22 protein-coding genes are annotated in these 20,129 nt (G+C 51.9%); 14 read left to right on the top strand and 8 right to left on the bottom strand.

Translation table 11 applies throughout. The features are described 5' to 3' along the window. Positions 1–3: 3 nt before the first annotated feature. Complete coding sequence (locus Q9J79_RS01705; RefSeq protein WP_301911290.1) at positions 4–1,284, bottom strand: CAP domain-containing protein; 1,281 nt, start codon at positions 1,282–1,284, stop codon at positions 4–6. Between the two features lies 1 nt (position 1,285). Here Q9J79_RS01705 and Q9J79_RS01700 point away from each other — a divergent pair, with 1 nt between their 5' ends. Next, the gene (locus Q9J79_RS01700) at positions 1,286–1,414 is read left to right on the top strand and encodes a hypothetical protein (protein WP_301911291.1); all 129 of its coding nucleotides are present in this window, start codon (positions 1,286–1,288) and stop codon (positions 1,412–1,414) included. Between the two features lie 22 nt (positions 1,415–1,436). Here Q9J79_RS01700 and Q9J79_RS01695 read toward each other — a convergent pair whose 3' ends face one another. Together Q9J79_RS01695 and radC are read right to left on the bottom strand one after the other, a co-directional pair. Then, a complete protein-coding gene (locus Q9J79_RS01695) occupies positions 1,437–2,162 on the bottom strand; it encodes an epoxyqueuosine reductase QueH (protein ID WP_301911292.1) in 726 nt (241 codons plus the stop codon). A gap of 72 nt (positions 2,163–2,234) precedes the next feature. Then, positions 2,235–2,912, bottom strand: a complete 678-nt coding sequence (gene radC, locus Q9J79_RS01690; protein WP_301911293.1) for a RadC family protein — start codon at positions 2,910–2,912, stop codon at positions 2,235–2,237. Between the two features lie 27 nt (positions 2,913–2,939). On the opposite strand from radC, the gene Q9J79_RS01685 reads away from it, so the two are divergent. Beyond that, complete coding sequence (locus Q9J79_RS01685; protein WP_301911294.1) at positions 2,940–3,062, top strand: hypothetical protein; 123 nt, start codon at positions 2,940–2,942, stop codon at positions 3,060–3,062. Here the strand turns inward: Q9J79_RS01685 and gshA are convergent. Beyond that, the gene (gene gshA / locus Q9J79_RS01680; protein WP_301911295.1) at positions 3,036–4,385 is read right to left on the bottom strand and encodes a glutamate--cysteine ligase; all 1,350 of its coding nucleotides are present in this window, start codon (positions 4,383–4,385) and stop codon (positions 3,036–3,038) included. The two genes, Q9J79_RS01685 and gshA, sit on opposite strands and share 27 nt — an antisense overlap. A 259-nt stretch (positions 4,386–4,644) precedes the next feature. Between gshA and leuC the strand changes: the two genes are divergently transcribed. From leuC to Q9J79_RS01635, 9 genes are all read left to right on the top strand, one after another. Beyond that, entirely contained in the window at positions 4,645–6,054 is a 1,410-nt protein-coding gene (gene leuC, locus Q9J79_RS01675; RefSeq protein WP_301911296.1) for a 3-isopropylmalate dehydratase large subunit, read from the top strand. Positions 6,055–6,150: 96 nt separating this feature from the next. Beyond that, positions 6,151–6,405, top strand: a complete 255-nt coding sequence (locus Q9J79_RS01670; RefSeq protein ID WP_250313889.1) for a hypothetical protein — start codon at positions 6,151–6,153, stop codon at positions 6,403–6,405. Positions 6,406–6,466: 61 nt separating this feature from the next. Then, on the top strand, positions 6,467–7,108 hold the full coding sequence (gene leuD, locus Q9J79_RS01665) for a 3-isopropylmalate dehydratase small subunit (protein WP_049343584.1): 642 nt from the start codon (positions 6,467–6,469) through the stop codon (positions 7,106–7,108). A gap of 172 nt (positions 7,109–7,280) precedes the next feature. Beyond that, positions 7,281–8,552: a DNA cytosine methyltransferase gene (locus tag Q9J79_RS01660; protein WP_002223735.1), complete on the top strand. Its 1,272-nt coding sequence runs from the start codon at positions 7,281–7,283 to the stop codon at positions 8,550–8,552. Positions 8,553–8,567: 15 nt separating this feature from the next. Further along, positions 8,568–9,299 (top strand): NgoBV family restriction endonuclease, encoded by a 732-nt coding sequence (locus Q9J79_RS01655; RefSeq protein ID WP_019273354.1) that lies wholly within the window; start codon positions 8,568–8,570, stop codon positions 9,297–9,299. Between the two features lie 33 nt (positions 9,300–9,332). After that, the gene (gene leuB / locus Q9J79_RS01650; protein WP_301911298.1) at positions 9,333–10,403 is read left to right on the top strand and encodes a 3-isopropylmalate dehydrogenase; all 1,071 of its coding nucleotides are present in this window, start codon (positions 9,333–9,335) and stop codon (positions 10,401–10,403) included. Positions 10,404–10,549: 146 nt separating this feature from the next. Then, positions 10,550–11,113, top strand: coding sequence for a YceI family protein (locus tag Q9J79_RS01645; protein ID WP_301911299.1), 564 nt, complete (start codon positions 10,550–10,552; stop codon positions 11,111–11,113). Positions 11,114–11,328: 215 nt separating this feature from the next. Further along, positions 11,329–12,903, top strand: coding sequence for a TonB-dependent receptor plug domain-containing protein (locus Q9J79_RS01640; protein WP_301911300.1), 1,575 nt, complete (start codon positions 11,329–11,331; stop codon positions 12,901–12,903). Then, positions 12,843–13,670: a TonB-dependent receptor domain-containing protein gene (locus Q9J79_RS01635; protein ID WP_369524641.1), complete on the top strand. Its 828-nt coding sequence runs from the start codon at positions 12,843–12,845 to the stop codon at positions 13,668–13,670. Before Q9J79_RS01640 ends, Q9J79_RS01635 begins: the two co-directional genes overlap by 61 nt. A gap of 82 nt (positions 13,671–13,752) precedes the next feature. Here Q9J79_RS01635 and rpe read toward each other — a convergent pair whose 3' ends face one another. Beyond that, positions 13,753–14,436, bottom strand: coding sequence for a ribulose-phosphate 3-epimerase (rpe, locus tag Q9J79_RS01630; RefSeq protein WP_301911301.1), 684 nt, complete (start codon positions 14,434–14,436; stop codon positions 13,753–13,755). Between the two features lie 261 nt (positions 14,437–14,697). Between rpe and Q9J79_RS01620 the strand changes: the two genes are divergently transcribed. Next, positions 14,698–15,132, top strand: coding sequence for a Spy/CpxP family protein refolding chaperone (locus tag Q9J79_RS01620; RefSeq protein WP_301911302.1), 435 nt, complete (start codon positions 14,698–14,700; stop codon positions 15,130–15,132). Between the two features lie 12 nt (positions 15,133–15,144). Here the strand turns inward: Q9J79_RS01620 and Q9J79_RS01615 are convergent, their stop codons facing one another. The 3 genes from Q9J79_RS01615 to Q9J79_RS01605 form a co-directional block, all read right to left on the bottom strand. After that, the gene (locus Q9J79_RS01615) at positions 15,145–16,008 is read right to left on the bottom strand and encodes an ATP-binding protein (RefSeq protein WP_301911374.1); all 864 of its coding nucleotides are present in this window, start codon (positions 16,006–16,008) and stop codon (positions 15,145–15,147) included. A 7-nt stretch (positions 16,009–16,015) separates the two neighbouring features. Beyond that, positions 16,016–16,633, bottom strand: a complete 618-nt coding sequence (locus Q9J79_RS01610; RefSeq protein WP_301911303.1) for a riboflavin synthase subunit alpha — start codon at positions 16,631–16,633, stop codon at positions 16,016–16,018. 161 nt (positions 16,634–16,794) lie between these two features. Beyond that, a complete protein-coding gene (locus Q9J79_RS01605) occupies positions 16,795–17,409 on the bottom strand; it encodes a molybdenum cofactor guanylyltransferase (RefSeq protein ID WP_301911375.1) in 615 nt (204 codons plus the stop codon). 205 nt (positions 17,410–17,614) lie between these two features. On the opposite strand from Q9J79_RS01605, the gene Q9J79_RS01600 reads away from it, so the two are divergent. Next, positions 17,615–19,384, top strand: coding sequence for a histidine kinase (locus Q9J79_RS01600; RefSeq protein ID WP_301911304.1), 1,770 nt, complete (start codon positions 17,615–17,617; stop codon positions 19,382–19,384). Then, a complete protein-coding gene (locus tag Q9J79_RS01595; protein ID WP_301911305.1) occupies positions 19,381–20,037 on the top strand; it encodes a response regulator in 657 nt (218 codons plus the stop codon). The genes Q9J79_RS01600 and Q9J79_RS01595 overlap by 4 nt, the downstream gene beginning before the upstream one ends. Positions 20,038–20,129 lie beyond the last annotated feature (92 nt).

Genomic DNA, 20,129 nt, shown 5'->3' with positions numbered 1-20,129 from the left:
TATTCAATCCTGTAAATAAAGGGTAACGCCGCGTTCCGGGCTGTCTTCCGGCGCAAGCGTGATGCGGCTGCCCGTTATTCCGCCAACGCTGAAGACGATGCCGCCCGCCTCGTGCCTTCCTATGGACAGGCGGCTGCCGGGCCGCTGCCGGTAGGTATAACGGGTACACGCTTCCAAGCACCAGCGTCCGCGCCAGTGGATGAAATATTTTTCGCCTTTTCTAACCGCAAGTGTCTCGCCGCCGTTCACCTCAAAATAAGGGTAATCGGGTTTTCGGGTTTTAAACTGCCATTTCGCCTGCGCGCGCCGTCCGTTGCGGACATAGTCGAATACCGCCGTATAAAGCGTGCCGTATTCCAAAGGCTTGAGCGGGAAAAGCGCGAATTGGTACGCGGTCAGCCTGCCGTTGGGGTCGTTGTCGGCGGTTAAAACCCTGACGGGGCGGATTTCGTTTTTACCCTGATACAGCTTGAAACTTTTCATCGCAATTTTGCCTGCCGCCTCGGAAAAATCAATGCTGGCAGGATTTCCCGTCATTTCATATCCCGGCATAGGGGCGGGACGTTCCCCGTAAAAATAAGGCAGCGCGCCGCTGCCGACCGGATAGGCAGTATAAAGCAATTCCGTTGTGGGCATGACTTCGTCGGCATAAACGACCGCACCGTTATGGCAGGCGTTGCGGTAATAGTGCCGTCCCGCTTCAGGCTGATTTCTGCCTTGGGCGCAATGCCGCTCAAACCTGCCGTTACCCTGATTGAATACGACGACGGTTTTGCCGTTTTCGCGCACAAATGCCGCACCTGCTTCGTCGGTATGGCGGTCAAGCAGCGAAAGGCGGTGGTAGATTGCGCTCATCAATCCGTCAACCTGGCGTTGCTGCGTGCGGATGTCGCTGTCGGACGATTCGGCGGCTTCCTCTTCCGTGCTGATGTTTTCATGCACGCCGTTGTAGAGATACCCGGCAAGGCGTGTGCGTCCGGTCAGCTTTTGTGCGGTGTAGTGCGGATTGTCGGGATGGTGTTCGCCGTGTCCGTCTTCGGGATTGAGCGTGAGGTAACGTGCGTGCCTGCGGGCGGAGTTTTCCAGTACAGGCGCGTGTGCCAGCGCGTGCAAACCGATTTGGGCGCGGATGCGGTTGAGGTAGTGCAGCGCATCGCCGCCGTCCCTGATTTGCGGTGCGGACGGATAGACAAGTTCGCCCGCCGGCAGGGATTGGTTTTGGGTATGGTAGAAAACGCCTGCCGCCGAACCCAACAGGAGCAGCCAAATAAAAAGGGATTTCATAATGCCACCCTCCCGAAGCGGCAACGGGGTGTTTTATCAAAACGGCAAACTTGTCAATGCGGTTTCCGCTTGCCGATTGCCAAACCGGCAAACCTTTCCCCGTGCCGATGCCGAACCCGATGCCGTCTGAACCTTCAGACGGCATCGGGTGTTTATTTGTCCACCCGGACGGGTGCGGGTTCGTATTGTGTCGATTCGTCCCCGTAATACAACACGCCGAGTTTGATGGGGATTCTGCCTTGTGATTTGCGGTGGGCGTTGGAATCGCGCAAGGAATAGGCGCAGCCGCAATATTCCTGCTGGTAGAAGTTTTCACGTTTGCTGATTTCAATCATGCGCGCGCTGCCGCCGCCTTTGCGCCAGTTGAAGTCCCAATACACCACATCATCGTAAGGCGCGGCGGCGCGGCGGCCGCAGTCGTTGATTTGCGCCATATTTTTCCAGCGTGAAATGCCCAGCGAACTGGTAAAGACAGGGAACCCGTGCTCATGCGCGTATTGCGCCGCTTTTTCAAACCGCATATCGAAACACATCGTGCAGCGGATGCCGCGTTCGGGTTCGAATTCCATCCCTTTGGCTTTGGCAAACCATTCTTTGCGGTCGTTTTCGTAATCGTCGTCTTTGTCGATGAAGGGGATGCCGAACTTTTCCGCAAAGCGCACGTTTTCCTCTTTTCGGAGCATATATTCTTTGTGCGGATGGATATTGGGATTGTAAAAATAAATGGTGTAATCAATACCGCTGGCGAGCATAGCCTCCATCACTTCGCCGCTGCACGGGGCGCAGCAGGAATGCAGCAAGACTTTTTTATGTCCGCCGGGCGGGACGAGTATGGGGCGGTCGATGTCGGTAACGGTAGGTTTGTTTTGTGTTTCCATTAACTTAACAATATCTGTCGAATACGGTTGAAGCGGCTATTTTATCAGAGCCGCCGCATGTAAAACAGAGTGTCAGGGCATCAACCCAAGCTGCCTGAACGAACAGACGCTTTGCGCCGTTACGATAAAATGGTCGAGCAGCGACACATCGACCAGCGACATGGCCTGTGCCAGCCGCCTTGTGAACATGATGTCTTCCTGCGAAGGCTCGGCGGAACCGCCCGGGTGGTTGTGCGCGATAATCAGGCTGTCGGCGTATTCGTCCAATGCCAGTTTGACGATTTCGCGGATGTAGGGCGTGTTTTCCGCAACCGTCCCGCGAGATAGTTCCCTGACGGAAATCAGCCGGTTTTGGCGGTTCAGCAGCAGTGCGACGCTGACTTCGACTTTTTCCTGTCCCAAATGAAAGCGCAGGTAATCGGCGACCGTATCCGGATCGGACAGGACGATGCCCTCCTGCAATTCTTCCGCCAATATCCGCCTCCCGATTTCCCTGACTACGGCGAACTGTGTGAAACTCGCTGTCCCCATACCCTTGTATGCCGACAGTTTGCCGACCTCCGCGCTCATCAGCTTCCCCAAGCTGCCGAACTCCTGCAACAGGTAGCGCGCCAAATCGACCGCGCTCATCCCACGCGTTCCGACGCGCAGCAGGATTGCCAAAAGTTCGGCATCGCTCAACGCCGCCGCCCCGCGTTCCAACAGCTTTTCCCTGGGCCTTTCGCCTTCCGGCCATTGCTTGATGCTCATATTTTCCCTTTTTTAAAATAGTCTGAGATGCCGTCTGAAACAGATATTCCCACACACCAAATATCCGAAATGCCGTCTGAACCGGATTTCCGCTTCAGACGGCATCTGTATTTCAAAACGGTCTTACGCCGTTTCTTCCAACTCGATTGAAGCCGCCAAAAGCGACAGGCGCGCCATAACGCCGTACACATAGAGGCGGTTGTGGACATTATCGACATCGCAGTCTTTTTCGGAGCGCGGCATACCGAGCGAATCCCATTGTTCGAATACGCGTTTGCAGGCTTCGGGGGCTTCTTGCGAATTATCGCCGTTACCGGTAGGAATGCTGTTGGACAGCGGCACAAACACCATACCGCCGGCGTTGAGGTTTTCGTCCGCACCGCGCCCTTCGTGCACGCGGAAGAAGCCGCCGATGACGAAGCGGTCCATCATATAGACGACGGGTTCACACACCGCGCCGTTTAAGGTTTCATAAGTATAAATCCCTTCTTGGACAATCACTTCGCTGACTTCCAAGCCTTCTTTGACTTTCGCCATTTTGTTGCGGTTTTTACGGTTCAAGCCGCGCACTTCGTCGGCGGATTTGACGCTCATCACGCCCATACCGTAAGTGCCCGCGTCGGCTTTGACGATGACGAAAGGTTTGTCGGCAATGCCCGATTCGTCGTATTTGGCTTGGATTTTCGCCAGCACGCGTTCTACCGCTTCCGCCAGCGCGTCTTCGCCTTCACGCCCTTGGAAATCCAAACCGCCGATTTTTTCAAAATACGGGTTAATCTGCCACTCGTCGATGTCGATCAGCTTGGCAAATTCGGCGGCAACTTGGTTGTACGCGCCGAAATGAGCTGTTTTGCGGCGCGTTGTCCAACCGCCGTGCAACGGAGGCAAAACGGTTTGGCTGATGTCTTTGAGAATGTCGGGAATGCCGGCGGACAAGTCGTTGTTCAACAAAACCACGCAAGGCGAAAAGCCGTCGGCAAGATGTACACGCTCACGGGTACGCAATAAAGGCTCAAGCAGGATTTTGTCACCCAAGGCGGTTTCAAGCTCGGTCGGCTCGGTTACCTCAGGATTCAGGCTACCCAAGCGCACTTCATACCCTGCCGAACGCAAAATCTCGCTGAGGGCGTAAACGTTTTGCAGGTAAAACGTATTGCGCGTATGGTTTTCAGGAATAATCAATACGGACTTTGCCGTTTCGCAGGCGCGTTGTACCGCATCTTGTGCCGCGACTGCCGCCAGCGGGATGAAATTCGGATTCAGATTATTGAAGCCGCCCGGAAACAAATTCATATCGATGGACGAAATTTTGTAACCGGCGTTGCGGATATCGACCGAACCGTAAAACGGCGGACGGTGCACATTCCACTGCGAACGGAACCACGCCTCGATTTTGGCGTGATTGGACAGGATTTTTGCCTCAAACGCCTGAAGTTGCGCCGAATGTTCGGGCGACATAACCGGTAATTTCATCTTTCGTCTGCCTCTGTGTGTTTTTTGACAAGGTACAGATAATAATGCCTTTGAAAGAATGACGACAAGTATTCTTTCATATCGGATCATTCTTTAGATATAACTGTTTACTGAAATGGACAATATGTCTAATTTTTTCGTTAAAATTGTTTACAAAATAACACCGACTCAAAAATTAGACAAAATCTGTTGCGCGGCGTAAAGAATACGTCTAAAATCCGCCCAATCCGCATCACCATTTATCCAAAAGAACAACATCATGACAGCACAAACCCTTTACGACAAACTCTGGAACAGCCACGTCGTCCGCGAAGAAGAAGACGGCACCGTCCTGCTTTACATCGACCGCCATCTGGTTCACGAAGTAACCAGCCCGCAGGCGTTTGAAGGTCTGAAAATGGCGGGGCGCAAGCTGTGGCGCATCGACAGCGTCGTTTCCACCGCCGACCACAACACCCCGACCGGCGATTGGGACAAAGGCATCCAAGACCCGATTTCCAGGCTGCAAGTCGATACTTTGGATCAAAACATCAAAACATTCGGCGCACTCGCCTACTTTCCGTTTATGGACAAAGGTCAAGGCATCGTCCACGTTATGGGGCCCGAACAAGGCGCGACCCTGCCCGGTATGACCGTCGTCTGCGGCGACTCGCACACTTCCACCCACGGCGCATTCGGCGCACTGGCGCACGGCATCGGCACTTCCGAAGTCGAACACACGATGGCGACCCAGTGCATTACCGCGAAAAAATCCAAATCCATGCTGATTGCCGTTGAAGGCCGTCTAAAACCCGGCGTTACCGCCAAAGACGTGGCACTTTACATCATTGGCCAAATCGGCACGGCGGGCGGCACGGGTTACGCCGTCGAGTTCGGCGGCGAAGCCATCCGCAGCCTCTCTATGGAAGGCCGCATGACCCTGTGCAACATGGCGATTGAAGCAGGTGCGCGCTCCGGCATGGTTGCCGTCGATCAAACCACCATCGACTATGTAAAAGACAAACCCTTCGCACCCAAAGGCGAAGCATGGGACAAAGCCGTCGAATACTGGCGCACGCTGGTTTCCGACGAAGGCGCGGTATTCGATAAAGAATACCACTTCAAAGCCGAAGACATCGAGCCTCAAGTCACTTGGGGTACGTCGCCTGAAATGGTTTTGGATATCAGCGGAAAAGTACCTAATCCTGCCGAAGAAACCGATCCGGTCAAACGCAGCGGCATGGAACGCGCCCTCGAATACATGGGCTTGGAAGCCGGTACACCATTAAACGAAATCCCTGTCGATATCGTCTTTATCGGTTCTTGCACCAACAGCCGTATTGAAGACTTGCGCGAAGCCGCCGCCATCGCCAAAGACCGCAAAAAAGCCGCCAACGTACAGCGCGTGTTAATCGTCCCCGGCTCCGGTTTGGTCAAAGAACAAGCCGAAAAAGAAGGCTTGGACAAAATTTTCATCAAAGCCGGTTTTGAATGGCGCGAACCGGGCTGCTCTATGTGCCTCGCCATGAATGCCGACCGCCTGACCCCGGGACAACGTTGCGCCTCCACTTCCAACCGTAACTTTGAAGGCCGTCAAGGCAACGGCGGACGCACCCACCTCGTCAGCCCCGCTATGGCCGCCGCCGCCGCCGTTACCGGACACTTTACCGACATCCGCACGATGGCGTAAGTATATTCAGACGGCCTTTAAGAATTTGACGAGGTCGTCTGAAATATGTCCCGTAAGGCAGAAACACCTTTAATATTCAAACCAAGGAATTTAAGCATGAACAAACTTTTCATTACCGCCCTGTCCGCCCTCGCCTTGTCCGCCTGCGCCGGCACTTGGCAGGGCGCGAAACAAGACACCGCCCGCAATCTTGACAAAACACAGGCCGCCGCCGAACGCGCCGCCGAACAAACAGGCAACGCCGTCGAAAAAGGCTGGGACAAAACCAAAGAAGCCGTCAAAAAAGGCGGCAATGCCGTCGGACGCGGTATTTCCCATCTCGGCGAAAAAATCGAAAACGCCACCGAATAACCGATTCGCGATGCCGTCTGAAACCGTTTCAGACGGCATCGTCAGCACAAGACACAAACCCATGAAAGCCTTTACCAAAATCACCGCCATCGTCGCCCCGCTCGACCGCAGCAACGTCGATACCGACGCCATCATCCCCAAACAATTTTTAAAATCCATCAAACGCAGCGGCTTCGGCCCCAATGCCTTTGATGAATGGCGTTACCTCGACCACGGCGAACCGGGCATGGACAACAGCAAACGCCCGTTGAACCCCGATTTCTCCCTGAACCAGCCACGCTATCAAGGCGCGCAAATCCTGTTGACGCGTAAAAACTTCGGTTGCGGCTCTTCACGCGAACACGCCCCTTGGGCATTGGACGACTACGGCTTCCGCGCCGTCATCGCCCCCAGCTTCGCCGACATCTTCTTCAACAACTGCTACAAAAACGGACTTTTGCCTATCGTTTTGACAGAAGAACAGGTTGACCAGCTTTTCAAAGAAGTTGAAGCTAACGAAGGCTATCAGCTCTCCATCGACCTTGCCGAACAAACCCTGACCACCCCTAGCGGCGAAACGTTCACATTCGACATTACCGAACATCGCAAACACTGCCTCTTAAACGGCTTGGACGAAATCGGACTGACCCTGCAACACGCCGACGAAATTCACGCCTTTGAAGAAAAACGCCGCCAAAACCAGCCTTGGCTGTTTAACGGTTAAAACCATGCCGTCTGAAAACCGTTCAGACGGCATTCCTGATAACAATAATTGCTGCGGCTAATGTAAACAGAGGGGCGATAAATTGCTTTCATCTTTTAAGCTGGCTTAGCAACACTCTAAATTAATGCAATAATGCAACTCTCCATTTCAAATAAATTTTTAGATTTTTAATATGCAACAAATTAAATTTATTGACTTATTTTCCGGAATGAGTGGCATCAGGAAAGGATTCGAACAAGCCTGTCGGAAACAGTCGGTTGCTTGCGAATGTGTTTTTACTTCAGAAATCAAACCGGCAGCTTTGGAAGTATTGAAGCAAAACTACCCTGATGAAGTGCCGTATGGAGATATAACGAAAATTGAAACAGGGGATATTCCCGATTTTGACATCCTGTTGGCAGGTTTCCCTTGTCAGGCTTTTTCTTTCGCCGGAAAAAGGTTAGGCTTTGAAGATACACGTGGAACGCTTTTCTTTGATGTGGCAAGGATTTTAAAGGCAAAAAAACCAAAAGGTTTTATTTTGGAAAATGTGGAAGGATTGGTGACGCACGATAGAAAAGATCCGACACAAAAAATAGGACGCACCCTGACCGTTATTTTGGAAACCTTGGAAACATTGGGCTACTATGTTTCTTGGAAAGTTTTAAATGCAAAAGATTTCGGCATTCCCCAAAACAGGAAGCGCATTTATCTGACAGGCAGTTTGAAATCCAAACCCGACTTATCTTTTGAAACAACCCTAAGTCCGAAATTAAAAAATATTTTGGAATCGGGACTGCCTACCGAAAGCAGTCCTTTCATCAAAAAATTGCTAAAGAAATTTCCCCCGTCCGAACTGTACGGAAAATCAGTAAAGGACAAACGGGGAGGGAAAAACAATATCCACAGTTGGGATATTGAATTAAAAGGCACAGTAACCGAAGAAGAGAAGCAATTATTAAATATGCTTCTAAAAGAACGGAGGAAGAAAAAATGGGCTTCAGAAATCGGCATCGATTGGATGGATGGGATGCCTTTGACAAAAGCGCAAATTTCAACTTTCTATAAACACCCCAATCTCCAAAATATTTTGGACAGCCTGACAGATAAAGGCTATTTGGTTTTGGAGCATCCGAAACAAAAAATTGGCGGGCGAAGAATCAAAGATGAATCCCTGCCCAAAGGCTACAATATTGTTTCAGGAAAAAAATCATTTGAAATCAATAAAATATTAGACCCAAATGATGTTGCGCCAACCTTAGTTGCAATGGATATGGAGCACCTTTTCGTCGTTGACAACGGCGGTTTGCGCACACTTACCGGAAAAGAAGGTTTACGCTTATTCGGCTATCCGGACGATTATTCGTTTGATATTCCTAAAAAAGACAAATACGATTTATTGGGCAATACCGTTGCCGTTCCTGTGATTAAGGCGGTATCTGAAAGGCTTCTGCATACTTTATAAACCGATAGGGATAAAATGGTAAAACTTACTGCACAACAAATATTTGATAAGTTGCTGAATGAGGAAAAAATCTTATCGGCTAATGGTCAAATTAGATTTTTCTTGGGCGATGTGGATATTATCGTCAAACAAAAAGATGTCGTCGGCAACATCATTCAGGAATGGCTCGGCGGATGGTTGAGAAAAAGGGAAATTGAATTTGATGTTTCAACCAATACCCAAATGCCCCCCGATTTCTTTTTAAATAAAAAAGACCGCAGTAGAGAATTGTTGGAAGTAAAGGCGTTCAACCGAAATGCCAGTCCGGGTTTTGATATTGCAGATTTTAAAATGTATTCTGATGAAATCATTCATAAACCCTATATGCTGGATGTAGATTATTTAATATTCGGTTACGATATGGACGACAACGGCAATGTAACCATCAAGGATTTATGGCTTAAAAAAGTATGGCAAATTACCAGAAGTATGGATGGATGGGCAATTAATCTTCAAGTCAAAAAAGGCGTGGTGCATAAAATCCGCCCAGGTGTTTGGTACAGCATAAATAAAAAGAATATGCCAATGTTTGAATGCTTGGAAGATTTTGTTTCCGCAATTGAAGAAACCGTTTATCAAAACCCGGCAACACGGCATAACGCATCCTTATGGAAAAGGAAATTTGAGGAAGCCTATAAAAAACACTACAACCGATCGATTTCCATACCCCGTTGGCACGAAATTGCACATAAATACCAAAAGAAATAACCCTTCAACCATCAACCCGTAAGGAAACTTAAAATGACCAAACATATTGCCATCCTCCGAGGCGACGGCATCGGTCCCGAAATCGTCGCCGAAACCGTCCGCGTACTCGACAAACTTATCGCCCAAGGCTTGGACGTCAGCTACGAATACGCCCCACTAGGCGGCGAAGCCTATGACGAATACGGCCATCCTTATCCCGAACTTACGCAAAACCTCTGCCGCAAAGCCGATGCCGTCCTGCTCGGCGCGGTCGGCAGCCCGCAATACGACAATCTTGACCGCCCGCTGCGCCCTGAGCGCGGTTTGTTGGCGATTCGTAAGGATTTGAACCTGTTTGCCAATTTGCGCCCCGCTATCCTCTATCCCGAATTAGCCAACGCCTCCACGCTCAAGCCTGAAATCGTTGCCGGTTTGGATATTTTGATTGTGCGCGAACTCACCGGCGATATTTATTTCGGCGAACCGCGCGGCATCCGCGTTTTGGAAAACGGCGAACGCGAAGGCTACAACACCATGAAATACAGCGAAAGCGAAATCCGCCGTATTGCCCACGTCGCCTTCCAATCCGCCCAAAAACGCAGCAAAAAAGTCTGCTCCGTCGGCAAAGCCAACGTTTTGGAAACCACCGAACTGTGGCGCGAAATCTTTGAAGAAATCGGCAAACAATACCCCGATGTCGAACTCTCCCACATGTATGTGGACAACGCCGCCATGCAGTTGGTACGCGCGCCCAAACAATTCGACGTGATTGCCACCGGCAACATCTTCGGCGATATTTTATCGGACGAAGCCTCTATGCTGACCGGCTCCATCGGTATGCTGCCCTCCGCCTCGCTGGACGAAAACGGCAAAGGTCTGTACGAACCGTCACACGGCTCCGCTCCCGACATCGCCGGACAAAACAAAGCCAACCCGCTGGCCACCATCCTCTCGCTTGCCATGCTGCTGCGTTACAGCCTGAACGACGAAGCCCGCGCGCAACAAGTCGAAAACGCCGTCCAAAAAGTGCTGCAACAAGGCTTGCGCACCGGCGATATTTACGAAGAAGGCACGAAACTCGTTTCCTGCTCCGAAATGGGCGACGCGGTACTCGCCGCCTTGTAAAAAACAAAGCGCGGTGTTATCCGCGCTTTTTCATCTGCCCGTTCGTCAACCGCCTGCAAACCCACCGTTTACCGGCAGGAAATGCCATCAATCCCCGCCTATGTTAGGATAAACGCCTTTACCGGCCCACACAAAGGATTATCATCATGAAAAAAATCATCATCGCCGCACTCGCAGCCGCCGCCGTCGGTACTGCCTCCGCCGCCACCTACAAAGTGGACGAATATCACGCCAACGCCCGTTTCGCCATCGACCACTTCAACACCAGCACCAACGTCGGCGGTTTTTACGGTCTGAGCGGTTCCGTTGAGTTCGACCAAGCAAAACGCGACGGCAAAATCGACATCACAATCCCCGTTGCCAACCTGCAAAGCGGTTCGCAACACTTCACCGACCACCTGAAATCCGCCGACATCTTCGATGCCGCCCAATATCCGAACATCCGCTTCGTTTCCACCAAATTCAATTTCAACGGCAAAAAACTTGTTTCCGTTGACGGCAACCTGACTATGCACGGCAAAACCGCCCCCGTCAAACTCAAAGCCGAAAAATTCAACTGCTACCCAAGCCCGATGTTGAAAACCGAAGTTTGCGGCGGCGACTTCAGCACCACCATCGACCGCACCAAATGGGGCGTGGACTACCTCGTTAACGCCGGTATGACCAAAAACGTCCGCATCGACATCCAAATCGAGGCAGCCAAACAATAAATCTTGATACGAATCAATAAAAATGCCGTCTGAAATATTTCAGACGGCATTTTTATTTCCATCATGATAAATTTACCATATCATATCGTACTAATCCTTATTAATTATATTGGATAAACTTTATGACTACTCCGTTTAAGCTAAATACGCATCGTCTTTTTAATCTCAACATCATCCTGCTATCTCTGCTTTCCGCATCATGCTACGCAGAAGGCATGACATCTGCCGAGTTGCCGCAAGTCAACGTTAACGCGCACAAAGACAAAAGCAGCCGCGACCTGCAGGCTAAGGACGTTTTGGGCGACGGCGACGTGCTGACCGCCCATGATTTGAAAACCAAACGCGCCGTCTCACTCGGTCAGACTTTGGAAAAAGTCGGCGGCGTACAAAACGCCGGTTTCGGCCCCAATACCGGTCTGCCTCAAATCCGCAGCTTGAGCGGTTCGCGCGTCTATATCAGCGAAAACGGCATGGGTGTGTCCGATATGGCGGCAATCAGCGGCAACCTGCCGACCATGGTCAACCCGTTTTTAGCAGATAAAATTACGGTTTTGAAATCTTCAGCGGCAGTCCTGTACGGCGGCAACGCCATCGGTGGAGCGGTTGATGTCGATACCGGCATCATCCCGCACAAACTGCCGGAACAAGACTTCGGCGGTAAAATCGAATTGAGCGGCGGCTACAACACCCCGCACAACGAAGCCTTCCGTTTCGACGGCAAGACCGGTAATTTCGCATGGCATCTTGATGCTTCCAACAGCCAAATTTCAGGCTACCGCATCCCCGGCTCAAGCAAGCCCGATTTGTGCTACGACCCGGCGAACCGCCTCAACTCGCGCCTAATGTGGTCTTGCCAGATTACGCCGGAAATTGAAGAAAAACTCAATTACGGATATTTCAAATATAAACTCAAAGACAGCGCATCTTTTTTTAAGAAATACCCAGATGCCGATGAGAGTGAAGCCTACAAATTGGTAAAACCGATGTGGGGTGAATGGATTGACAATCCGCTTTACGACGGTTCGAAAGAGTTCCGTAAAACCACCGTCCACGCCATGCGCGACGATACGCCCGTCCGCGAAGGCCGCCTGGGCAACAGCAGCCTGAAAAACCGCAGCGTTTCATTCGGCGGCAGCTATATCGGCGAGAGAGGCCACATCGGTGCCGCCGTCAGCCGCAGCCTGTACCGTTCCGGTATTCCCGGTTTCTCCTATTACAATATCGACGGCAACGGCAATCGCAAACTTGCCGCCGAACCCGCATCCGTCTATTCTCAGCAAACACGCTGGCTTGTGGACGCACTTTACCGTCCGCAATCCTCTTGGGTGGACAACGTCAGCTTCCTGACCTCATACACCGATACGCCGAATACCGAACTCTTGGGCTCGACCAAGGTTAACAGCCTCGACAGCCGTACCCTCCAAAACCGTATCGAACTGAACCACCACTTCTCCTCTCTGTTTAACGGCAGTATAGGGGCCGACTACAAACGCCGCCATACCGAATCTTCGGGCTTGAACGGCAAACGTACCGGCAACTATTCCTACCTGCCCGATACGAACAGTCGTGAATACGGCATATTTGTCTTGGAAAACCTCAAATACCGCAACTATGAAGCCTCGCTCGGTTGGCGTTATGGCAATGTCCGCCACGGCCTTGACTTGGGCAGCTACAAAACAGCCCGTAATACTGGTTCCAAAAAAGGATCTGAGCAACGGAGCAGCCTCAAATACAGCCTCAACAGCTTCCATCGTCAACCGGTTGGAAACCCCTTCCGTTTTGGAAAATAAATGCCCGCTACAGCCGCTCCCAACGCGCGCCGGAAATTAACGAACTCTATGCAAGCGGCAGCCATTATGCGCAACTTGCTTCGGAAAATCATTTTTCCGATTCCGTCTTACGTCCGGAAACTGCCAGAACATGGGAATTCGGCAACGAATTCGCGTGGAACGGCGGCAAACTCCGCGCCAACTATTACCAAACCCGATTCAACGACTACATTTATCTGTCTGACTCTGCACATGACGGCGGCGACCGCCTGCCGACCAAATACTGGCGTGCGGCAGATACCCGCATCCAAGGTTTGGAAATCGAGCTGACCCAACTTTTCGACCTGAAACAATACGGACAACTCGAACTACGCCTGTTTGCCGACAGGGTTCGCAATCATGCCGACGACAAAGACAGTAGGAATGCGGACTCAAACCGCCTGCGCAATGACGGCTACTATATGCCCAACCTGCCTGTTTCCCGCTACGGGCTGGGTGCAAGCTGGAACAAAGGAGCATGGCAAATCGGCAGCAGCCTGACCCGCTACGCCGCCGCCAAACACACCGGAAACATGGCTGCGGCATACAAAGAACCCTCACTCGGCTCCTACGCCCTGCTCGATGCCTATGTCAGCCATACGCAAAAACACAGCAGATACAGCACAGAATGGTTCTTGGACGGCCGAAACCTGACCAACCGTACCGCGCGCGCGCAAAACTCCATACTCAAATACATTGCGCCGCTGCCCGGACGTTCTATCCGCGCCGGTGTGAAAATTTCGCTGTAAACATCAAATACCGCCTGTAAACGAAATGCCGTCTGAACATTCTTCAGACGGCATTGATTTATTTCAAACACCGATACAGCGTTCAATCTGCCACTTTTTTCAATTCCGCACGCATAGCATCAATTACCGCCTTGTAATCCGGTTTGCCGAAAATTGCCGAACCTGCCACAAAGGTATCCGCGCCGGCTTGGGCGGCGGCGGCAATATTGTCGGTTTTGATGCCGCCGTCCACTTCAATGGCAATACGTCTGCCGCTTTTCTCTTCATAGCAGTCAAGCATGGCGCGAGCCTGTCTGATTTTTTCCAAAGTGTGCGGAATGAAGCTCTGACCGCCGAACCCGGGGTTGACCGACATCAGCAAAACCATATCCAGCCTGTCCAATACGTTTTCCAACAGATATACGGGCGTTGCCGGATTCAACACCAGCCCCGCCTGACAGCCCATGTCCCGAATCAGGCTCAAGCTGCGGTCAATATGGCGGCTCGCTTCGGGATGGAACGTGATGATTGATGCTCCTGCTTTGGCAAACGACTGAATCAGGTCGTCCACGGGTTCGACCATCAGATGCACATCGATCGGCACGCCCGCATAAGGCTTCAATGCCGCGCAAACCATAGGGCCGAAAGTCAGGTTCGGCACATAATGGTTGTCCATCACGTCAAAATGGATCAGATCTGCACCCGCCGCAATGACGCTTTCCACCTCTTCGCCAAGCCGTGCAAAATCTGCCGATAAAATGCTGGGTGCGATACGGTAAGTAGTCATGTTTTTTCCTTCAATATCTCTTTTATAGTGGATTAACAAAAATCAGGACAAGGCGACGAAGCCGCAGACAGTACAAATAGTACGGCAAGGCGAGGCAACGCTGTACTGGTTTAAATTTAATCCACTATACGTTCCGATTCCGCCGTTATGTCTGCCTGCCGGACATACGTACGCATTATTAACAAAAGTTAACCGCGATAATACCATCTTTCACACGTCAATCTAGTATATTTCCTAAAATTTCCAACAAGAGGAAAAGCCGTGCCACTGCCCGTTTCCAGCCATTTTGCCAAACCTGTTGCCTCTTTTTTCGGTATGGCTTTGCTTTCCTGTCAGATTTCCTACGCCGCGCCGTCTTATATTTCCCTAACCGATTTCCAACCGAACTGCGACATACGCCGGCTCGGGCTGACACAGGGTCAGCATAATGAGCTGCGTAAAATCCGCGCCGCCTTCAAAATGGCGGGCGACAGGGCGCGTTTGAAGGTTATGCATTCCGAACACAGCCGCCGCCGGTCTGTCGTTGAAATCATTTCTTCGGATGTTTTTAATCGGAACGAGGCGCGCGATTATGTCGAAAGCCGCTACCACTCCAGCATGGATTTTGCGGTGGACGAGTTGGAAATCCAACACCGTTTCTTTCATATCCTCACACCTCAACAGCAGCAAATGTGGCTTTCTTCCTGCCTCAAATAATCCCCGAAACGCTCACGGCGCACGTTGCTCCGGCAGCCTGCCCGCCCAGTCGCAGGCAAACTGCCAGGCGGAACGTCCCGAGCGGTTGCCCCGCATCTGCGCCCACTGCAACGCCGCCGTCCGGGCGGCTTCGTCATATGGCACATCAAAATCTTCCAACCAGCTTTGCACTGCCGACAGATAATCGTTTTGATCGAACGGATAAAAACTGAGCCACAATCCGAAACGGTCGGACAAAGATACTTTTTCTTCCACCGCTTCTTTCTGATGGATTTCTCCGCGCACGCCTGTCATACCTGCGTTTTCATCAAAATATTCCGGCATCAGGTGCCGTCTGTTGGAAGTCGCGTACACCAGCACGTTGGCGCAACGTTGGGACAAACCGCCGTCCAACGCGGTTTTCAATGCCTTATAGGTTTCGTCGCCGCTTTCAAATGACAAATCGTCGCAAAATACAATGAATTTTTCCGGGCGTTCCTTCAAAAGCGTCAACAGATACGGCAGGCCGATCAAATCGCTTTTATCGACTTCGATCAGGCGCAACTCCTTATCCGCATATTCGTGCAGCAGGGCTTTGACCAGCGAGGATTTGCCTGTTCCGCGCGCGCCGCTCATCAATACATTGTTCGCCGGTCGGCCGGCAATGAATTGTTCGGTATTACGCACCAGCAATTCGGTCTGCCTGCCGACTCCGGCAAGCCGCGACAAAGGGAAAACGTGCGGATCGGGCAAGTGTTCCAAAAAACCTTTTTTGCCCGCACTCTGCCAGCGGAAGGCAAGCGCGTTCCAATCCGTATGCCCGGGTTCGGGCGGAAGCACGGCATCCAAACGCCGCAAAACGGCATAGGCTTTATCGAGAAATTCGTTCAATTCCATCTCTACCTCACTTTGCATATCTTTGCGCCATCAGCCGTTCGACGGTATCGACGATTGCCTGCGTATTCGGATCGATTTCGATGTTGATCCTGTCTCCGGCCTTTCTGCTGCCGAACAGCGTCCGTTCCAAAGTTTCAGGAATCAGATGGACATTGAAACGGCTGTCTTCGACTTTGCCTATAGTCAGGCTGCAACCGTCCAAGCCGACGAACCCTTTGGTCAGGATATAGGGTTTGAGTTCGTGCGGGAGCGCAAACCAAACCGTGCGGTTGAACCCGTCCCGTTCGATTTCGACAATGGGCACGGTTGCCATAATGTGTCCGCTCATGACGTGTCCGCCGATTTCGTCTCCGAAACGCGCCGCCCGTTCGATGTTGACGCAATCGCCTTCCTTCAGCAGCCCCAAATTGGTTTTTGCCAAAGTTTCCGCCATTAAATCGAAGCTGACGCGGTTTCCTTCGATTTCGGTAATCGTCAGGCAGCAGCCGTTGTTGGCGACCGATGCGCCGCGTTGCAGATTGTCCGCCGCCTCTTGCGGAAGCTCGACGACATAAGTCTGAAACGCCTCCGACGGGCGGTGGATTGCCGTCAGTTTTCCCAATCCTTGAACAATGCCTGTAAACATAATCCTGTTTCCCTATGTCGGTAAAATAGTGCAAATTGTAGCATTTCCCCGCGAAAAATGCCGTCTGAAACGCCTTCAGACGGCATTGTGCCTCCGATTCGGGCAAAAACCGCCCGGTACGTCTTGACCTTTCCTTTCCGCGCCGGTCGGCAGTGTTGCCCTTATCCCTCCTGCAAATCGGTTTGCGTGTTCAAGTCGGCAAAATGCCCGTCAAACTCGAATCTGACCGGCCGCGCCCTTTGCTGCTGCAACCAGCTCCTCAATGTTTTCATACCCGAAAACAGATAAGGAATCGCGCTTTGCAGAATTTGCGGACGGATATACATAGTGTTGTAGTGCATCGTTACCGGCGTTTCCACATAAAACGCATTGCACAACGGTGTGCGTTTGGAGACGCTTTCAAAGCGCGCGACCAAATCGTCCGGCAGATACGGCATATCGCACGGCACAACCAAAAGCCAGTCGGCAGTCGCCAACTGCAAATCGTTGGCTGCGGTACACAATGCCGAAAGCGGGCCGAAATGCTGCCACTGCCGCGCATCGGGAAAAACGTGCGGGCTGCGGCGGGCATATTCTTCCAAATTCCGGTTGGTACTGATGGCGATATGGCTGACCTGCGGCCTGACCCTGTCGATGACATGGTCTATCAGTGCCTTACCGCCCAAAAGAGCAAGCCCCTTGTCCTCGCCTCCCATACGGCTCGCCTGCCCGCCGGCCAGTATCAGAGCAAAAGTTTTCATTGCGGATGTTCTCTTGGAAAAGTTCGAGGTTTTCATGATTGCAGTCTGCTGTTTCCAATAGTTCAAAATGCCGTCTGAAGCAGACGGCAAATAAATTCATGTTATTTGAATTTTATCATAACATGATTTAACACTGAAGCGGTACGGATTGAGTTTTCCTTAACCAATTCTTTCTGAGAAGTTGTATCTAATCCCAAAGAATGATATTGTTTGCATTATTTGGAACAATTTTTCGCCGAGCATGATACTGCCAGCCCGTTTTTCAGACGGCATCAGCCTTTCCCTGCGCCTGAAACTCCTGACCGGACTGTGGGTCGGGTTGGCGGCATTGTCTGTCGTTTTGACACTGCTGCTCTCTTTGCGTCTGGAAAACGCGGCCTCCGTCATCGAAGAAGCGGGCAACTTGAGAATGCAGGCATACCGTCTGGCATACATGGCGGGTGAAGGCTCGCCCCGTGCGCAAATTGACAATCAGGTTGCCGAATTTGAAAAAAGTTTAAAACGCATTGCCCAAAGCGATGCCATCCATCCGCTGATTCCCTCCGACAATCCCCTTGCCTACGATTTGATACAGTCCATGCTGATTATCGACTGGCAGGCAAACATCCTTCCCCCGCTGCAGGCCTACCGCCGCCCGACACAAGTCGAACTTTACCGCTTTGCCGGCAATATCGAACTGTTTTTGCAGGCATTGGAAAATGCCAACGAAAAAAACACATGGTGGCTCAGGCGGTTTCAATGGGCGATTATGCTGATGACGCTGGTGTCGTCGGTACTGATGCTGTTCTGGCACCAAATCTGGGTTATCCGCCCGCTTCAGGCATTGGGAGAAGGTGCGGAACGCATCGGTCAGCGGCATTTCGACATCCCTGTTCCCGAAGACGGTACGCCGGAATTCAAACAGGTAGGCCGCTGTTTCAACCAAATGGGCGGTAAACTCAAAGCCCTGTACGACAATTTAGAAGGGCAGGTTGCCGAACAGACCCATAACCTTGAAAAGCAAAACCGCAACCTGACCTTGCTGTACCGGACCACGCGCGACCTGCATCAATCCTATACGCCGCGACAGGCGGCGGAAGAATTTTTGAACCACATCCTGCCCGCCGTGGGCGCGCAATCCGGCAGCATCTGCCTGGAAAACGGTTCCGACACAGACATTTCCGTCCATACGGCCGAACACGGCAAAAAGCCCCCTTTGGAAAAATACCATGACGAAACCTTTCCCATCGAATATCAAAACGAGAAACTGGGTATGCTTTCGCTCAGCTTTTCAGACGGCATTTCCCTCACCGGAGACGACCGCACACTGCTTCAAACCCTGATTCGGCAATTGGGCGTATCGCTTGCCGGTGCAAAACAGGAGGAAGAAAAACGTCTGCTTGCCATATTGCAGGAACGCAGCCTGATTGCACAGGGGCTGCACGACAGCATCGCACAAGCATTAACGTTCCTGAACCTACAGGTACAGATGCTGGAAACCGCCTTTGCCGAAAACAAACGGGAGGAAGCCGCAGAAAACATCGGCTTCATCAAAACAGGCGTGCAGGAATGTTATGAAGATGTCCGCGAACTGCTGCTCAACTTCCGTACCAAAATCAGCAACAAAGAATTTCCAGAAGCCGTTGCCGACCTGTTCGCGCGCTTCACGCGGCAGACCGGCACGACTGTCGAAACCGCTTGGGAAAACGGCACGCACCTGCCTACACAGGACGAGCAGCTCCAAATGATTTTCATCCTTCAAGAAAGCCTGTCCAACATCCGCAAACACGCCCGCGCCACCCATGTAAAATTCACCCTTTCCGAACACGGCGGACGCTTTACCATGACCATCCAAGACAACGGACAAGGTTTCGACACGGAGAAGATAGGAGAACCTGCGGGCAGCCATGTCGGGCTGCACATCATGCAGGAGCGTGCCAAGCGCATCCATGCCGTTTTAGAAATCCGTTCCCAAGCCCAACAGGGAACCACCGTCTCATTGACGGGTGCACCCAAAGAAAGCCTACTATGACCATCAAAATCATCCTGATAGACGACCACACCCTCTTCCGCAGCGGCATCAAAGCCCTTTTGTCGCGCCAACACGGTTTTGAAGTCATCGGCGAAGCCGCAGACGGCCTCTCGGGCATCAAAATGATCAGCCGGCTGCAACCCGATGTCGTCCTGCTTGACCTTGATATGCCCGGTATGAACGGACGCGAAGCACTCTCCCAAATCATCAGCATCAATCCGCAACAGGCAGTGATTATGCTGACCGTTTCCGAAGACAACGACGATTTGACCGAATGTATGCGTATCGGCGCGCGCGGCTACCTGCTGAAAAACATCAACGCCGACTTTCTGCTCGAAAGCATACGTAAAGCCGCAGAAGGCGATAATGTATTCTCGCCCGAGATGACCGCCAAACTCGTCAAAAGCCTGATTTCCCCTCAACCCGCACAAGGGACGCAGCCGCTCTCCTCACTTACCCCTCGCGAACTGGAAATCTTGGGCTATCTCGCCGCAGGACACAGCAACAAAATCATCGCCCGCCACCTCGATCTTGCCGAATCCACCGTCAAAGTCCACGTTCAAAACCTGCTCCGCAAACTCAACCTCAGCAGCCGTGTCCAAGCCGCCGTTTACGCCATCCGGCACAACGTCCCCCAACCTGTGCTGGAATAGGCGTTCAGACGGCATCGGGTCGGGAAGGAAAGCAATGCGCCCCTTTGACGGGGTGCAATATATAAGGGACGGCATCCGGTGTGCCGTCCCTT

The organism is Neisseria viridiae (genome assembly GCF_962747995.1).
In the GTDB taxonomy this organism is placed as follows: Bacteria; Pseudomonadota; Gammaproteobacteria; order Burkholderiales; family Neisseriaceae; genus Neisseria; species Neisseria viridiae.
Note: the sequence above shows the minus strand (reverse complement) of the source record. Positions and strands in the feature narration are given on the sequence as shown.

Bases quoted from the DNA above. Each gene is read 5' to 3' on its own strand.
- Q9J79_RS01640 (WP_301911300.1), top strand. From the start codon at position 11,329: ATGACATCTGCCGAGTTGCCGCAAGTCAACGTTAACGCGCACAAAGAC.
- Q9J79_RS01645 (WP_301911299.1), top strand. From the start codon at position 10,550: ATGAAAAAAATCATCATCGCCGCACTCGCAGCCGCCGCCGTCGGTACT.
- Q9J79_RS01660 (WP_002223735.1), top strand. From the start codon at position 7,281: ATGCAACAAATTAAATTTATTGACTTATTTTCCGGAATGAGTGGCATC.
- Q9J79_RS01700 (WP_301911291.1), top strand. From the start codon at position 1,286: ATGCCACCCTCCCGAAGCGGCAACGGGGTGTTTTATCAAAACGGCAAA.
- Q9J79_RS01615 (WP_301911374.1), bottom strand. From the start codon at position 16,008: ATGGAATTGAACGAATTTCTCGATAAAGCCTATGCCGTTTTGCGGCGT.
- leuB (WP_301911298.1), top strand. From the start codon at position 9,333: ATGACCAAACATATTGCCATCCTCCGAGGCGACGGCATCGGTCCCGAA.
- Q9J79_RS01595 (WP_301911305.1), top strand. From the start codon at position 19,381: ATGACCATCAAAATCATCCTGATAGACGACCACACCCTCTTCCGCAGC.
- Q9J79_RS01600 (WP_301911304.1), top strand. From the start codon at position 17,615: ATGATACTGCCAGCCCGTTTTTCAGACGGCATCAGCCTTTCCCTGCGC.
- leuC (WP_301911296.1), top strand. From the start codon at position 4,645: ATGACAGCACAAACCCTTTACGACAAACTCTGGAACAGCCACGTCGTC.
- rpe (WP_301911301.1), bottom strand. From the start codon at position 14,436: ATGACTACTTACCGTATCGCACCCAGCATTTTATCGGCAGATTTTGCA.
- Q9J79_RS01655 (WP_019273354.1), top strand. From the start codon at position 8,568: ATGGTAAAACTTACTGCACAACAAATATTTGATAAGTTGCTGAATGAG.
- Q9J79_RS01605 (WP_301911375.1), bottom strand. From the start codon at position 17,409: ATGAAAACCTCGAACTTTTCCAAGAGAACATCCGCAATGAAAACTTTT.
- radC (WP_301911293.1), bottom strand. From the start codon at position 2,912: ATGAGCATCAAGCAATGGCCGGAAGGCGAAAGGCCCAGGGAAAAGCTG.
- Q9J79_RS01670 (WP_250313889.1), top strand. From the start codon at position 6,151: ATGAACAAACTTTTCATTACCGCCCTGTCCGCCCTCGCCTTGTCCGCC.
- Q9J79_RS01705 (WP_301911290.1), bottom strand. From the start codon at position 1,284: ATGAAATCCCTTTTTATTTGGCTGCTCCTGTTGGGTTCGGCGGCAGGC.
- gshA (WP_301911295.1), bottom strand. From the start codon at position 4,385: ATGAAATTACCGGTTATGTCGCCCGAACATTCGGCGCAACTTCAGGCG.
- Q9J79_RS01685 (WP_301911294.1), top strand. From the start codon at position 2,940: ATGCCGTCTGAAACAGATATTCCCACACACCAAATATCCGAAATGCCG.
- Q9J79_RS01610 (WP_301911303.1), bottom strand. From the start codon at position 16,633: ATGTTTACAGGCATTGTTCAAGGATTGGGAAAACTGACGGCAATCCAC.
- Q9J79_RS01695 (WP_301911292.1), bottom strand. From the start codon at position 2,162: ATGGAAACACAAAACAAACCTACCGTTACCGACATCGACCGCCCCATA.
- leuD (WP_049343584.1), top strand. From the start codon at position 6,467: ATGAAAGCCTTTACCAAAATCACCGCCATCGTCGCCCCGCTCGACCGC.